General features: G+C 38.1%; 13 protein-coding genes. All 13 read right to left on the reverse strand.

Annotated elements, in window-relative coordinates; translation table 11 throughout:
• Positions 1–7 precede the first annotated feature (7 nt).
• Entirely contained in the window at positions 8–2,221 is a 2,214-nt protein-coding gene (locus ETF27_RS04820) for a peptidase domain-containing ABC transporter (protein ID WP_240048128.1), read from the reverse strand.
• Complete coding sequence (locus ETF27_RS04825) at positions 2,218–4,518, reverse strand: outer membrane beta-barrel protein (protein WP_021670370.1); 2,301 nt, start codon at positions 4,516–4,518, stop codon at positions 2,218–2,220. Before ETF27_RS04825 ends, ETF27_RS04820 begins: the two co-directional genes overlap by 4 nt.
• Positions 4,509–5,789 (reverse strand): radical SAM protein, encoded by a 1,281-nt coding sequence (locus ETF27_RS04830; protein WP_021670371.1) that lies wholly within the window; start codon positions 5,787–5,789, stop codon positions 4,509–4,511. The genes ETF27_RS04825 and ETF27_RS04830 overlap by 10 nt, the downstream gene beginning before the upstream one ends.
• A gap of 81 nt (positions 5,790–5,870) precedes the next feature.
• Complete coding sequence (locus ETF27_RS04835) at positions 5,871–6,101, reverse strand: hypothetical protein (RefSeq protein ID WP_021670372.1); 231 nt, start codon at positions 6,099–6,101, stop codon at positions 5,871–5,873.
• A 255-nt stretch (positions 6,102–6,356) separates the two neighbouring features.
• A complete protein-coding gene (locus ETF27_RS04840) occupies positions 6,357–6,719 on the reverse strand; it encodes a hypothetical protein (protein ID WP_025064782.1) in 363 nt (120 codons plus the stop codon).
• 265 nt (positions 6,720–6,984) lie between these two features.
• On the reverse strand, positions 6,985–7,077 hold the full coding sequence (locus ETF27_RS11650; protein WP_154655473.1) for a cysteine peptidase family C39 domain-containing protein: 93 nt from the start codon (positions 7,075–7,077) through the stop codon (positions 6,985–6,987).
• An 8-nt stretch (positions 7,078–7,085) separates the two neighbouring features.
• Complete coding sequence (locus tag ETF27_RS04850; protein WP_147785557.1) at positions 7,086–9,698, reverse strand: TonB-dependent receptor; 2,613 nt, start codon at positions 9,696–9,698, stop codon at positions 7,086–7,088.
• A 33-nt stretch (positions 9,699–9,731) separates the two neighbouring features.
• Positions 9,732–10,550, reverse strand: a complete 819-nt coding sequence (locus tag ETF27_RS04855) for a GLPGLI family protein (RefSeq protein ID WP_115367864.1) — start codon at positions 10,548–10,550, stop codon at positions 9,732–9,734.
• 20 nt (positions 10,551–10,570) lie between these two features.
• Positions 10,571–11,386: a GLPGLI family protein gene (locus ETF27_RS04860; protein WP_115367865.1), complete on the reverse strand. Its 816-nt coding sequence runs from the start codon at positions 11,384–11,386 to the stop codon at positions 10,571–10,573.
• 92 nt (positions 11,387–11,478) lie between these two features.
• Positions 11,479–11,640 (reverse strand): hypothetical protein, encoded by a 162-nt coding sequence (locus ETF27_RS11165; RefSeq protein WP_021669440.1) that lies wholly within the window; start codon positions 11,638–11,640, stop codon positions 11,479–11,481.
• 166 nt (positions 11,641–11,806) lie between these two features.
• Positions 11,807–13,303, reverse strand: a complete 1,497-nt coding sequence (locus tag ETF27_RS04865) for a vitamin K epoxide reductase family protein (protein ID WP_025878080.1) — start codon at positions 13,301–13,303, stop codon at positions 11,807–11,809.
• Between the two features lie 72 nt (positions 13,304–13,375).
• On the reverse strand, positions 13,376–13,732 hold the full coding sequence (locus ETF27_RS04870; RefSeq protein WP_025878079.1) for a hypothetical protein: 357 nt from the start codon (positions 13,730–13,732) through the stop codon (positions 13,376–13,378).
• A gap of 150 nt (positions 13,733–13,882) precedes the next feature.
• Positions 13,883–15,619: a tetratricopeptide repeat protein gene (locus tag ETF27_RS04875; protein ID WP_130830286.1), complete on the reverse strand. Its 1,737-nt coding sequence runs from the start codon at positions 15,617–15,619 to the stop codon at positions 13,883–13,885.
• Positions 15,620–16,036: the final 417 nt, after the last annotated feature.

A 16,036-nucleotide genomic window follows, 5' to 3' on the forward strand; every position in this document is an offset into this window, starting at 1 on the left:
CCTGCTGTTAGTTGCCCAATTCCAATTGATTCTTCACGAGGTTATAATATGCGCCTCTCTTTGCTGTGAGTGTTTCGTGGTTGCCTGTTTCCACTACTTTACCTTTATCTAATACCACAATCTGGTCGGCATTCTTCACCGTACTTAGTCGGTGTGCCACGATAACTACCGTCTTACCTTTATAGAACTCGTCCAGATGTTCCACAATCATACGTTCGTTGTTGGCATCGAGCGAGTTGGTAGCTTCATCAAGGAAAATATAATTAGGGTTCTTGTATACGGCTCTCGCTATCAAGATGCGCTGTTTTTGTCCCTGACTTAAGCCCACACCATCGCGCCCAATCTTGGTGTTGTATTTTAGGGGCAGCCCCATCACATAATCGTGAATGCAGGCTATCTCGGCAGACTTCTGCAAACGCTCCTTATCTATCTCGCCGTCATCTACGGCAATGTTACGTGCTATCGACTCCGAAAAGATTACTCCATCTTGCATCACCACACCACATTGTCTGCGCCACCACTTCTTGTTGAGTGAGTTTACATCAGTTCCGCCAATAGTTATTCGACCTCCCAATACGGGATAATAGCCTAACATGAGCTTGATGAGCGTGGTCTTTCCGCTACCCGACGCTCCGACAATGGCTGTTACTTTGCCTTTAGGGATTGCGAGGCTTACATCATCTATGATAGTTTTCAGTGCGTGAGGGTCGTACTTGAAGTTTACACTTTCAAGTTCTATGCCTTTGTTTTCTTCTTTCACTGAGGTTTCCAATCCTTGCTTTCCGTTCTCATCGTCCATACGGTGGATTTCGTTGATACGTTCAAGGCTTATCTTTACATCTTGCACGGAGTAGAAGAAACTCATCAACTGCTCAACTGGCGAGTTGAGTTGTCCGATGATGTACTGCACTGCGAGCATCATACCCAGTGTGAGTTGCCCGTGGATCACTGCGGTTGCTGCCACCACGGTGATGACGATGTTCTTCAGTTCGTTGATGAATATGCTGCCTGCCTCCTGTGTCTGCTGAAGCTTCAACGATTTCATCTGCACTCCGAAGAGGTCGGCTTGCACATCCTCCCATTCCCAGCGACGGCGCTGTTCGCAGTCTTGGAGTTTTATCTCCTGCATGGAGGTGATAAACTCGTAGGTCTTGTTGTTGTTGATGGCTTGCTGCTCGAAAAGTTCGTAGTCGAGAACCTTTCTGCGCCTTAGGAAGAGCGCAAGCCAACCGCCATAAAGCAGACTGCCGAGCATGAAGATGACGAATATGAGCCAGTTGTATGAAAGCAGCACGATGCTGAACACCACGAAGGTGAAGAGCGAGAACACGATGTTTAAAGTTTGCTGTGTCAGAAACGAGTTCACACGGCTGTGGTCGCCCATGCGCTGCATGAGGTCGCCCATCAGCTTGGTGTCGAAGAACGACATCGGCAGCTTGAGCAGCTTGATGAAGAAGTCGCTCACAAGCGAAATATTGATGCGCATGGAGATATGCAGCAAGAGCCATCGACGGATGAAGTCAATGGCGGTGCGGCTCACCGTGAGCATCAGTTGTCCGAGAAGTATCAGCCAGATAAAACTGATATTCTGATTCTTGATGCCCACATCGACGATGGCCTGTGTGAGGAATGGCAGGATGAGTTGCAAAAGGCTTCCCACCAATAGTCCCAAGACAATCTGACCGAAATACTTGCGGTATTGCTTGATATAACCAAAGAGGAATTTAAACGACCGTTCCTCTTTGGTGCTGTCTTCTATCTTATTTTCGTAAAATGCAGGCATTGGCTCTAAGAACATCGCAATACCTTTTTCCTCACCGCCCGACTGCGTGCTGATCCAGTGTTTCTTAAACTCCTCAAGTTCGTATTTCACAAGTCCTTTTCCGGGGTCTGCAATGTAAAACGTCTTGCTTTTCTTGACTTTGTAGAGTACCACGAAATGGTTTTGATTCCAATGGAGGATGCAAGGGAACGGACTGCCTTGTACAAGTCTTTTTACTCCCAAGCACCCAGCCACAGTGTCAAATCCTATCTTTTTGGCAGCTCTATCAACTCCAAGTAAGGAAATTCCGTTTTTACCAGATGGGCAGTTTCTTCGTATCCGTTCAATATCGGGATGCTGTTTGTAGTATGTGGCTATCATCGCCAAACATGTAGGACCACAGTCCATTGCATCTCTCTGATGACTGAAAATAATTCTTTTCTTGCCCAATGACATCATAAAGTTGGTGTTTCTCTGGAGGTTGAGTTCACTATATTGTTTTTTTGTCGCTTTATCTTCTCGCCAGCGGAGAAGTTCCACGAGACAGACAGTTTCACTCTTGTCAAGGGCGATACATCAATGCGTTTCATTTCTATGTTGCCTGTCTTGAAGGTTATTTCGTTGTCGCTGTGCAAGATGTTGCTTAGCATAAGATTTATGTTCATCCGATTATTGAAGAGTATCGTATAGGCACCCAAATCAACTCCATATCTGGTTCCTGTCCTGTAGCTCAGTCGTTCCCGTGGTGTCTCACCGTTGAAGGAAAGCATCAGGCCGAGGTTCTCCCTCAGTTCCACTTGCTGGTCCAGACTCCATCCGAAGGTAAGTTTTCTGACTTTCAACTCCGGCATGGATTCATAGTTGTGGCTTGTGTATATGAGGTTGTTGGTATTCCAACACTTTAGAAGCCTATTTGTATAGGATACGGAAAGATAGTTCCGCAGCAGTTTTCCCACGTTATCGGGCTGTGTATATACCACTTCGGGATTTTGTTCGTCCTGATGTGCCATGATGTGGATGATGTCCTTTCCTGTTTTCAGTCGATAGGTTACCGTCCAGCGTGGGTTCACGTAATAGTTCAACTCCGCAGTGTGATAACTTTCTACTTTTAGTTTTTGGTTTCCTATGCTGTAGAGTTTTTCGTTCTGATAGATAGCCAGTGGGCTGTAATATCCATAACTGGGCAGCGAATAGTCTTTCTTGTATGCCAGTGTCAGGAATGACTTGTTTTTGGAATTGAGTACAAATTGAAACTGCACGTTAGTATCTACAACCTTAAAATCTACTTCATAGTTGGCTTCAGGATTGAGCCGGTCCTTATACCGCATATTCGTTACGAGATATTCTGCTCCTGCTTGCACATAAATTTTCTTGCCTAACATCCGTCCGTATTCTATCCACGGCGAACTGTCTCCTCCCGATAATCTGAAATCCTGTTTTTTTATTCCTTTGAGCAGTGGGTTGTTAATTCCGGCAGTCTGGTTGTTGTCTGCCACTCTGCTGAATCGGAACCCGCCGCTCAGACTGCTTCCGTCCTTGAAGTTAATTTCCAAATGCGGATCTACCGTTATGTAGTCCAGCTTCTGACCAAGATTGGTGTTGTCTTCCTGATTCCTGAAATAGGTTTCATCGGTATTGGTTTTCTGTCTGGAGTATTCCACCTTTGTCGAGAAGTATGAGCCGTCGCCCACCAGCAATCCCAGCTTGTAGTAAAGGCCGGCATTGATCTCATAGAATTTCATTTCATCGTTGTTCCTGAATCCCACTTGGCCGTTTGTAATATTCACCAAATCTATTTTATCGTTTACGCAGTAGAACCCTCCGTAGAGGTTCAGTGATTGTCTGGAGCTCAATTTATAGGCCAGACCGATGTTCTCCATCAAGGCCGCCTCTTTCTTTTTTGAGTCAGAGTGCCTGTGTTCTGTGTGGTTTGGATAGGTGTCGGTCCTGTCATATCGTGTCCTGTATGTTCCCATTCCCCCCTTGATGTTGTTGTAGAGGGTGAACTTTCCTTTTTGGTACTGTATTGCCGAAGAGAGTCTTAAATCTACCAGTCCCACCTTGTCGGCCTGTATGACGGCTTCGACGTTTCCTATGAGTCCTTCCTGCTCTTTGAGAGTGACCTTGACGATGCCTCCTTTGGCATTCTTCCCATGTGAGATTCTTGCATTTGAGGTAATCTCCACTTTCTTTACCATCGATGCGGGAATAGCCTGCAATTCAGACGTGGAGATGAGCCTGTCGCCGAGGTATATCTGAGTGCCGTCTTTTCCGTTCACCAGAATATCATTGTTGATCACTTGTATGCCTTGAACGTATCTCAGTGCCTCCATGATGTTCTTTCCTTCGGCTATCGGGTTGCCCTGCATCCTGACGCTGAGCACTCCTGATGGTTTCCTCGTGGAATAGGCTCCGAGCACGACCACCTCAGAGAGCTCCGTCTGATTCTCTTCCAGCGTAATCTTCATTTCGCCTTCAGTGGCCCTCTCTTGTCGAGTCGTGTAGCCCACACAGCTGAATACCAGATAAGCAGGGGCTGGAATGCTGTCGAACGCAAACTGTCCGTTCTCGTCTGTGAGCTTTCCTGTGATAAATGTAGAATCCGTAAGATTTCTTACCGTCACGTTAATATACTCCAAGGGTGTCCCGTTTCTATTCACAACGTAGCCAAAAATTCTCTTTTCGCTGCCCTGTCCGTAAACGCTTATCTGTCCCAGTAGGGATAACACGAAGAGCAAAATTATTTTCAATCGCATAGTGATATTATTTTCTGACTTATAAAAGTGTTGATATTTTTGTTAATAAGTTCCTTGCAACAGGAATGATTCGACCGTTCAATTTTTTTCTGTAAGCACGATGTCGCAAACATACAACTGGGTAGAATATTACATTTTAGGCATACTTCATTAATAAAAGGGGCTGGCTCGGTGATATATTTATAATATAATCCATTTGGGAGGAATTTTCCATTTGGGAGAATTTTTCCTATTGAATATTGTTTGTCAAAATCCCTTGCAGTGCATTTATATACAGATAGATCATAGTTTATTACATATTGGTCTGCGTTTTCAGTATAACATGATAAACAGCGATTCCTGAGTATATTATTCGGAATAACATATCCCTTTTTTAGTGCTTCTTGACAAAACTCTTGGATATTTTTACTTAAATCCATTACCTTATCTGATTCTTGCCAAACGATGTGTGGTGATACTTTGATTTTATGCCTAATATGATAATCAAAGTTATCAAGAATAGATGTTAACGTATGTATGTTTTCGGGCGTATAATTGATTCTAAGTTCAATGTTTATGTTTTCTACTTTATCACAAAGTAGATGTATATTTGAAACAATTTTATCGTAAGAATTTTTTATATTATTAGAAAATCTTGTCTTGTTGTGTAATTCTTTACCACCATCTAACGTTATTTGAAATTGCGACAATCCTATTTCATTAATTTTCACTACGTTGTCTTCATTAATAAGGCTTCCGTTAGTTGTCGTCATACTATACAACGTTATATTATTTTTTTTGCACCAAGATATAAGATGTTTTGAAAATGGATAAATAATATTGTTAAAACACAACATCGGCTCTCCACCAAACCAATCAAGGATAATTGCCTTTTTTGATTTTGAGATGGTTTCCTGTTTTATAAATTTCAATATTGAACTTATCCCATCTTTGCTAATTTTAGAGGGCTTGTGATTTTCATAACAATACCAACACTGGAAATTACAATTTAATGTAGGTAATATCGTAATACGTATAGAATCAGAATTATATCTACAATGTAAATTTGCAGCTTTAATCGCATCACTTTCCTCTATCGATTCATCTATTAATACGAAAGCATTTTCAAGATATTGCTTCGTTTCAGAAGGAATAATATCTAAATTTGATGTTGTTAATGCATTATACATCTCTTCGTCAATTTCCAATAATGCTTTGCTAAGTTGATGATATAAATATAATTTCCCATTTTGTCTATGAAAAATTGTATATCTACTTACCTTTATAGCCATATAATTTTAAGTTTTGAGAGAACGAGTGAAAATTGGATTTTTCACTCGTTCCCGCTAGAGTGTTTTTACAAGTGTAATAAATTATGGTCTCTTGATGGGTTTACCATCACCAGTATCTTTATTAGGCTTTAACGGCTTGTCTTCATCACATGAGCAAATTAATCCTTTGTTAGTATTATCGCCATTTCCGTCACAACTGCAATAGACAATAGCTTTGTTGGTGTTGGCCATTAAATCAGTGCCTCCGCATAAATCTATCATCTGTTTTTCTGAAACCTGTTCTCCCTTTTCAAGAATTTTTATAATTTCCATTTCTTTTATTTTTTAGATTATCTATAAAGAATATTCTTATAGATTTTTTTGAAACCTTGGCTAAGTTACCCAAGCTACAATGGCATTTATCGCGATTTTTGTCAACGTAGATATTAAAAGGAACTCGTCCCTTAAAATTGCGAGCGTTTCTTACTCTATATTTATCTTAAGATATTTTTTGCTATTAGTTGGATTTGTTAATGTAGTTCTACTGCTTTTATGATACCATAATAGGCATTTGCATGTCTAATTATATCAGCTATTTATGGAAATATTACCCATATATGAGCTGCTTTCAGAACTCAACTTCAGCATATAGTCCCCTTTAAGATTTGCGGGTAAAACATAATCTGAGACATTCGGGACAATATACATTGTATATACAAGCGTTCCATTCTCATCCCAAAGCGTTAAAATATACTCTTCTTTTAAATCTTTGAAAGTCAGAATAGCATTATTTAAAGTTGCAACAATAGGACGAGTTGGCGATCTATATATTGGTCCGTTATGTCCAGGTTTGACAATTTCAACAGTAAGATATATTTCCTGAATATTATCCGCAGATACATTAATCGGAATAAATAAAAACAATGCAATTACTATAATAAGTTTATTCATAGTTGTTTGATTTTGATTATTTGAAAGCAAAATTAATTATTTCGTAAAGATATAACAAAAAAAATGATTACACATTTTACACTTTCTTAAAGAAAAAGTGTAAAATATAGATTATCAAAGATTTGTATCTTGATAGAAAATGGTTTATTGGTCACATTTCCCTAATATTTTTATCAATTCCCTTAGCTCCATCTATGCCGACTAATGAAACAAAGGTGTTATCCAATACCATTTGCTGGTTGTAAGTCGAGTTCTTGAGGAACGACTAAGTATTATCAAAGTATTTACATATCATTTGCAAGCAGGATATACCACATTGCATGGCATCATGTTGTTTTATCAAAGGAAAGTTTCTCATAATTAAGTTTAGAAATGGAAAAACACAGATGCCAAAATGTTTCTTGGGCGTAGTTCATATTCCTGACGTATCTGCATCAGATCGGTATAACTGGTGTAGGCATAGGTCTTTTGATTAAATAAGTTACGCACGTTAAGGCTCAGTTCCACACCATGTACAAAGGTATAGGAGGTGGAGAAATCGGTAAGCAAGAGTTGTTTATGCGTGTTATCGGACAACTGATTGCTGTAATGTTCTCCTGATAGTTTCAGCAGCCAAGCCTTTGTAATGTTTAGATTGCAAGAAAAACGCTGTGAAAGGTTATTGGACGAGGAACGTATATCAATATCTTTAAACGTCATTGATTCGTTGCTGTATGTTATCTCATAGTTCATCTCAAGCCATTTAAGAGGATGAATATTGACTTTAGTCGTAATACTCCATAAGTTTGATTGATAATGAGAGAGATTGTCGTTTTGGACTAATGCACCATTGAAACTCATATAATCCGTAGAAACACTTATCATTCCTCGAAGAAGGTTGAGTCCCTTGCTCATTCTTGCGCCTGTCATCCAAGTATTTGAGTGGGTTTTTCGAGCAAAATACGAGTTCAGAATATAGTCATCTATAAATCGACGAGAGGTGGTCAGTGTGCTTTCGTTCCATGAACGAGTGATGTAGACATTGGCAAAAAGCGTATTCAAGGGTTGTTTGTAATCGAAAGACAATGATAGAGATTTACCTTGTTCGCTATCATAATTCACAAAACCTGTGTTCAGATTTCTATAATCACTAAGTATCAGTCCATTGTAAAAATTCTGTTCTCTAATTTCGTTTTGAGATATACTTCCCGAAAGCGACATCTTAAACTTGGAAGAGAATAGGTATTGCAGATAAACATAGGGCGAAACGATTACCTTATGGTGGTTGTTGGAAGCCTGAACAAGTTTGTCTTTAAAGAAATAGGGAGTATAACTTACGGGCAATGCCAATCTAACTTGCCATCCGCCACTTTTAAATTCGGCTTCAGGAGAAACGTAGGTACGAAGGTAGGTCATACCGACATGATTGTGTACCAAACCTAATGAGTCGGGTATGCCATCTGCTGTACTTCTCATACTTCGGCTCAGAACAACCAGCCCTAACTTCATTGATACCATAAAGGGTTTTAGATAATAGCCCAACGAGGTGCTACTATTGCTAAAGAAAGCCTGAGAGCGCACATTCTGTTGTTGCGTTCCATTAGGTCGCTGCACCAATAATGTGTGTGGATTTGACATATAAGCATTGTAGAAATTGAATGTGAACGCTTGGTTACCTGTACGTCTGAGCAGTTCAAACTTGTCGTGAACCTTATACGATGGCTGTCGAGCTGTCTGACGATTTGGATAAGTTCCTTCAATATCTATGTCGGTGTCGTTCCATTGTAAATCGGTTGAGAGGGTGTTGGTAAAATACAATCTGCTGGTATTCGTGTTCAGTGCAATGCTTGCCGAGAGTTTGTTCTGTCGGGTCTTTGCCTTTTGGTTTTCGTTGGTCAAAATTGTGCTGTCATTGAGAAAATAAGAGGTTTGCGAGCATGAAGCCGATACTAATCGATCGTGCGAATAAAGTAGCTGTGTGGATAGGTCGGTGTTTTTTCCAACACCCCAAAGATTATTCATCAAAATAGTGTGTGTCTGGTTCTTGCGTACTCTATTCTCACTGATGTCCATCAATCGGTCGGGGATTACATTTATATAGTTCTTCAAAGCATAGTTGCGACTCAGAAAACTACTGCCTATATCATCTATCAGCACCATATTGTCCTTTGTAACATCTGTTCCGACGTTATTGCTCTTCAATGTATTGAGTAGTTGTGCTTTCTTAGCAAAGCGCATCAGTGTTGCCTCGCTCTCCCACATATTAGGACTGATACCGCCACCCGCCTTGATTGTTCCAACAAGCCTGCTCTTTGCAGCCTCTTTCAGTCGGATATTGATGGCTGGACTCTCCGAAAACGACATATCGTCAAGGGCTTTGATAGGCTGATGGTTTTGCAGCACTTCCACTGATGCAACGTCTGCCTGATGAATATTGGTCGTAGCCAAATTGTAGCGACCACCCAACATATCTCGTCCCTCAATATAGAATTTATTTAGAGGCTTGCCATTGTGTTTTATCTCTCCACTTTCCGACACCTCTATCCCTGGCATTTTCTTCAAAACGTCTGCCAACGACTTGTCGTTGATGTCGGCAAAACTTGCCACGTTGTAGGCAAGTGTGTCGCCACGCTGACGAATGCTTGGGGCTTTCACAATGACTTCTCTCAGTTCGGTAGACTTTTCTGTCATCATCATGTCGTATTGTGTCTGTCCTTCCGAAAGTGAGAGTATCTCTGTGGCGTAGCCAATCAAGGAGAATTGCAGTTCGTTGCCTGCAAGTGGTGTAGAAGTCTGCAACTTGTAACTGCCATCAGCTTGAGTTCGTATGAATTTCAGGATACGTTTACTGCCTTTTTGTTTCAGATTGACCATCACACCTGACAGAGGCTGTCTCGTCCGTTGTAGGCGTACAACTCCAGTCAGCGTTATTTGTGCATGGAGTTGCAATGCCAATATACACAATAAGGTCAATGTAATGTATCGCTGATGTGTTCTCATAATACTATGTTGTGTTTTATATTCTTAACGGCTCTATTCTGTTTCCAAGGGCTGAAAACCTAATTGCTTCCGCGAAGAATTTGGATCAATGTCAATTCCTGTTTCCATTTTGATTATTCCGCTCATATTTTCGAGATACTGTCTTTGCAACTTGAGAAAATCTTTCCGTTTTACTTTTTCAAATTTATTGGTACCAACATAAGTCTTACTCATGACAATTGGCATATCAGTAAGCTTTCGAATTCCCACAATCGTGAAATGATGATAAGCATTGGTATCGTATGCCTCCATAATTAGTCCTGGCAAGCCATGTAATTTCCATGGACCATCGCTGACAGGCACGTCAGGAGCAAACCATGCTGTCCAGTGGTGTCCTCTATAATCGCATGTTGCCATCTGAACTGTGTAATTCAAAATTGTTTTTGTGGAGTCTACCATCGTCCAGTTGATATTATTCAGAGAATCAACATAAATATAATCCTGTAGCGATAGTCCATCTGTAACGGTCATTTTGCCTTCTGGATAATTCTTGTAGACGTATGCCTTCATACGTCTATGAGGTGGGTCAATATTACTTGTAAATGCTTGATTTAACTGCTTTCTATAGATTTCATACCAATCAGGTTTAGACATTAAACTGTCTATCTGAAGGCTATAGAAGCTACAGCACTTTGAAACTTTCGAGCCTATCAACAATACTAATCTGTCGTCTTTTGTAGTTCCTTTTACTGTATCATTCTGATAGATATATTTGTATTGGTACTCAAAATTAGCATTATCAAGCATCTTCTGTGCTGATATTTTGCAGCACATACATACGAATAACAACGTTAATATCGCTTTCATAGGCATTTATATTCTCGTTTTTACAACTATTCTGTTTCTAAGGGCTGAAAGGTTAATTGTGTAGGCGAAGAATTGGGGTCAAGATCAATTCCTGTTTCCATTTTGATTATTCCGCTCATATTTTCGAGATACTGTCTTTGCAACTTGAGAAAATCTTTCCGTTTTACTTTTTCAAATTTATTGGTACCAACATAAGTCTTACTCATGACAATTGGCATATCAGTAAGCTTTCGAATTCCCACAATCGTGAAATGATGATAAGCATTGGTATCGTATGCCTCCATGATTAGTCCTGGCAAGCCATGTAGCTTCCATGGACCATCGCTGACAGGCACGTCAGGAGCAAACCATGCAGTCCAGTGGTGTCCTCTATAATCGCATGTTGCCATCTGAACTGTGTAATTCAAAATTGTTTTTGTGGAGTCTGCCATCGTCCAGTTGATATTATTCAGAGAATCAACATAAATATAATCCTGTAGCGATAGTCCATCTGTAACGGTCATTTTGCCTTCGGGATAATTCTTGTAGACATATGCCTTCATACGCTTGTGTAATGGTTGTTTCTTAGTTTTAAGAAACTCCATGATTTCCGCATCTATAATTTTACGCCTATTGGGATTTTCGTATCTTTCATCAACCTGCATACTATAAGAACTATAACACTTAGAAACTTTATTACCTAATAACAGCACAAGTCTATCATCCTCATCCAGTATTTTTTTCAGGGTATCTTGCATATGTACATATTGATATTGACACTCGAGATTGGTAACATCAAGTTTCTTCTGTGCAGTTACGACAGATGATATTAATATAAAAAATATTATCCAACTATATTTCATAACATAATTATGCTTTGCTAATAATGAAAAGATTTCAATATAATGAAATTTTTTTTAGGTGGATGTTTTAAACATCCACCTAAAATAATAGCTTAATGCTCCACGCAGTGAGTACTATATCCAATAGTCCACCCTGCAAGTGCCTTCTCCGAAAGTTTATTGTTAGCTATAATTTTGCGAAGATTTTCACAATACTCTTCTCTAGAAATACCACCAAAGATGTTTTCTAACTCTTTTAATTCTAATTTTTTCATAATTTTCTAAATTAATTTAATAGTAATATTTTTTTTGCCTTTCAAAAATGCTCTTAACTAGTATTTGAGTATCTTGAATTTAAATAAGAGGTTAGGCAGTGCCTCTATATAGACTTCAAATTAAAAGATTAGCAACTTCTTCGCTTTTTAAGTCTATATTTTATTTTTATTCAGTATATCTTGAGATATATGGAATGTCGGTTATCTTATATCCTTTGGGCAGTCTATAACTGTTTATGAGTACAAAGGGATAATGTTGGATATTCATACTTTGTATAGAGTTCAACAAACTCTTATATGTAACTATTGCCTCATCGTAGAAGCTGATTTGCTCTCTATAAGAGTTTGCAAATAAAGCTTTTAGGCAGTCTATATGGCTATGTAAGTAAAGCATGTAGAGGTTTAATTGCCTTTTATTATATTTTATAAATGTTTCCTTATTATTTTCCTCCACTCCTATACCATCAATTATAAGTTGCCAATGATATCTTTGAGGGAACTTTTGCATTAAAGAATAGATATCCTTTGCTACAGTCTTACAATGTTTACAATCAATACTTATGATGGTCGTAATTGTAACAGGAGCATTTATATTACCAAAGTTAAGCGATAAGTTCTTTGGTATATCCAATTCCTGTATTTTTTCAAAATAGCACGACAGAACTCTTTTGTCCCTTTTTAAATTCAAAAGCGTAATCTCCTTATCAAATAACGCCTGTGTATTTCTGCCGTTTATATAAAGGAGGTGGCAAATTATATAGACAACTATAGATAGAGACACCATACCAACAACTGTTTGGACTTCAACAGGCTGTAATGGTGATGTAATAATTAGTAGTTTTATGATAACCATAAACGTTATCCCCATGCAATACAGGCAATACTTCTTTATTTTTGCAAACTGATAAATTGTAAGTCCAATCATCAATACAACTGAGCAAACATAAGCTATCAAAGTTAGATGATCTTGAACTCGTAGGATTACCAAGGATGCCGAATCAAGAAGAAAGAAGTAAATTCCGATAACTGGTAGACCTATTGGAATCCATCTACCTAAAGGATTTTTTTGTGAAACATAATTACAGTCAATTTTTCGTCCTATTTTACAGAATGAATTGTACTCATAAATATTTACCTGTTGATTAAACAATATGAATGCACAAGCAAGCCCAAAGATATTTGCAATGAAAGTTATTATCAAGTCATCTGGTATTTTAAATAATGAATAGACTAAAAGAAGTATGAAACTTGCGTATAAAAATAACTTCTCATTTTGTACTTTTTCTCTATATTCAAACTCTTTTTTATCAACTACCAAGATAACACCGTCCCAAATACTTTTAAATTGGGTAATAGAAAGTCGCTTGCATCTTCCATCATACAACTCAACTCCTCTATCCTCAATTTTGTTCATAATATAGAAATGTCCTTCTTCTTCATTTGTATGTAGCAGAACGTTATTCATGTCTTTTAAATCCTCGATATGAGCAAGGTATGCATTTGAAGTTAACCCAAAATAAGATAATGTTGTAGAAACTGCAGCTAAACTTGGAAAGTGAGAATCTGAGAAAAGAACTTTATAGATCTCTTTTCTACTTGCAAAAATAGCCCTTTGTTCTAGAATAATAATTATAATATCTATTAAATAAATATTTGGCGACATACTATCTAAAAAAAATAAGATTCTTAACTTATTCTTATTAACACTATCTTTGATAAATGGGGATTAAACTAACTACAAGCTGATTTCACCAATATATGAACTTGAAGTAGATTTCATTGTTACTTTATAATTCCCTTTAAGATTTGTAGGTAAAACATAATTTGAGATATTCGGAACAATATACATAGTATATACAAGCGTGTCATTCTCATCCCAAAGCGTTAAAATATACTCTTCTTTTAAATCTTTGAAAGTCAGAATAGCATTATTTAAAGTTGCAACAATAGGACGAGTTGGCGATCTATATATTGGTCCGTTATGTCCAGGTTTGACAATTTCAACAGTGAGATATATTTCCTGAATATTATCCGCAGATACATTAATCGGAATAACTAAAAACAATGCAATTACTATAATAAGTTTATTCATAGTTGTTTGATTTTGATTATTTGAAAGCAAAATTAATTATTTCATAAAGATATAACAAAAAAAATGATTACACATTTTACACTTTCTTAAAGAAAAAGTGTAAAATACAGATTATCAAAGACTTGTATCTTGACAAAAATGGTTTATTGATCACATTTCCCTAATATTTTTATCAATTCCCGTAGCTCCATCTATGCCAAATAGCTTCTTATTAATAGCGGATCGGATGTTTGTTATACGCTGATTTTTCAAATTTAATAAGGTTGCGATTTCCGAAGGACTAAAGTAAAGTCGGACAAGGATGCTGGTTTTAATTTCCTGACTGGTAAGTGCGTAACTTGCATTACTAATCTTGGTATAGAAATCTGATAGACGTTGTGAAATTATTTCAATGAGATGACGCCACTCTTTTTCCGTTGGCATATTGGCATGGACTGCCAAATCATGAAATCTTATCACTATTTGATGAGAAAGCAAAGCCTGCTCAATATCCCATTCCTTTTCCTTTGCCGTATCTTCCTGATAGAACGACAGTTGTTCTTGCAGGTGCATAATCTCTTGCTCTTTCTGCTTTTTGAATCTTTCCATATCATGTCTTAACGCCTGCACATCGCTGGTGGCTTTGCTAAATCTAAATAGCAATGAGGAATATTCTTTGTTGGCAGCCATCTGCTGTGCCTTTCTTTTATCAGACATCTTTTTTCTATGTAAATATCCGATTACCGATATAGCTGATACAAGGAAAAGTATTCCGTAGATGACACGTATAAGGTTGTTGTTTTCTTCTTCTTTTTCAGTAGCCTTTCTTTTACTTTCGTTGTAGTTGTACAAAGCTTGCGCCCGTGTTATTTCTGTTGCCGACTCCTGAAAATTTGCTGAATCGTTGGCATCGGCAAATAATCGGGCATATTTGGCAATGGAGTCTTTCTCGCCACTTTTCTCGAATACGGACAACAAGCCTTTATATGCAGCTTCTTGATATTCAATTTCATCAAAACCATTCCATAATTTACGATAGAAATATTCCGCAGAATCATTTTTTTCTATCGCTTCGTAATATTTGCCTATATAGAAAAAGGAAGATATTCTTTCTTCTGTTAGTTCTTGTTGCCCATTCAGCACACCCGTGTATTTAATGTATTCGTCTATATGCTTCTTGGCTTCTTTTAATTGATTGTTTTCTATTTCTGCTTCTATCGTTGTAAGCAACGACCCCGCAGCATCGGAAGCCCTGCCACAGGCAATGTAACGTTTGTAAACATCATGGTTGATTTCCAAGGCTTTTTTCTTGTCATTAAGCAAATAATAAGCTCCACCCATGTGGTCTAGAAAATTAATAACTGCCAGTGTGTCTTTTACTTTCTCGGCACAGGCAATCGCTTTGCCCCACATCTTCAGTTCCATCTTGGGAGTACGTTGTTCGTCGAACAGTCCCGCCATCTGTGCGTAAACTCTGCTGAGTTGCTTAAAATCACAATCTGCTTGTGTTGTATCCGCTTGCTCCACAGCCTTGTTGTAATATTCAATCGCCATTGGCGCATCTCCCTTGTCGCGATAAACGCACCCCAACAGGTAGAGGGCCTTTATACGTTGTTTGTCGTTTCCGTACCTGTTATAGTAATCGGCAACATCGGTCATAAAGGTATCGGCTTTCATAGAGATGAAAAACTGATTATGGGCATCTGCCAAAAGAAAACGATAAAGCAGATAATCTTTCTTCGTAAAATTCCGCTGATTTTTAGAAAGGCTGTCCAAGATCGTTAATGCACGTTTGTCTTGATGAGCTATGAGACTGTCAATAGTGGCTAATTCTCCATGATATGTGGAATCGTTACATCCCACCAATACAAAGATAAGTAGTGTGAATATAGTAAGTGTATATTTCATTGTATTTGCATTTATAATGCAAAGATAGTACTTCTTAGTAAATAATTATAGTTCAAGTATATTAAAATGATTTATAAACAGACTCTTTTTAAAATAGGAATAACATAAAGTTATGCTTCCGCTCTGATTACTTGTTGAGTTTATCAATTATACTAATCATCTTATCCTACTTAGTCGTCCCTTGAAAAGTAAATAACCTATTGATTATCAATAAAATAGCCTTTCTATTATTTGTATATATCTACAAGTTTTTGTATCTTTGCATGGTAAAATCTTGCAAATCAACAATGTATAAATCTCCATCCAACACCCATCAGGTATCAATGTTTTGGGACTTGGCATCCATGCTCAATCCCACCCATCCAATGTACAAACTTGCCAATCTGATAAATTGGGAAACCTTTGAGCGTTCCTTTG

Origin of the sequence: Prevotella brunnea (assembly GCF_008016795.1) — a bacterium.
Lineage (GTDB): Bacteria > Bacteroidota > Bacteroidia > Bacteroidales > Bacteroidaceae > Prevotella > Prevotella brunnea.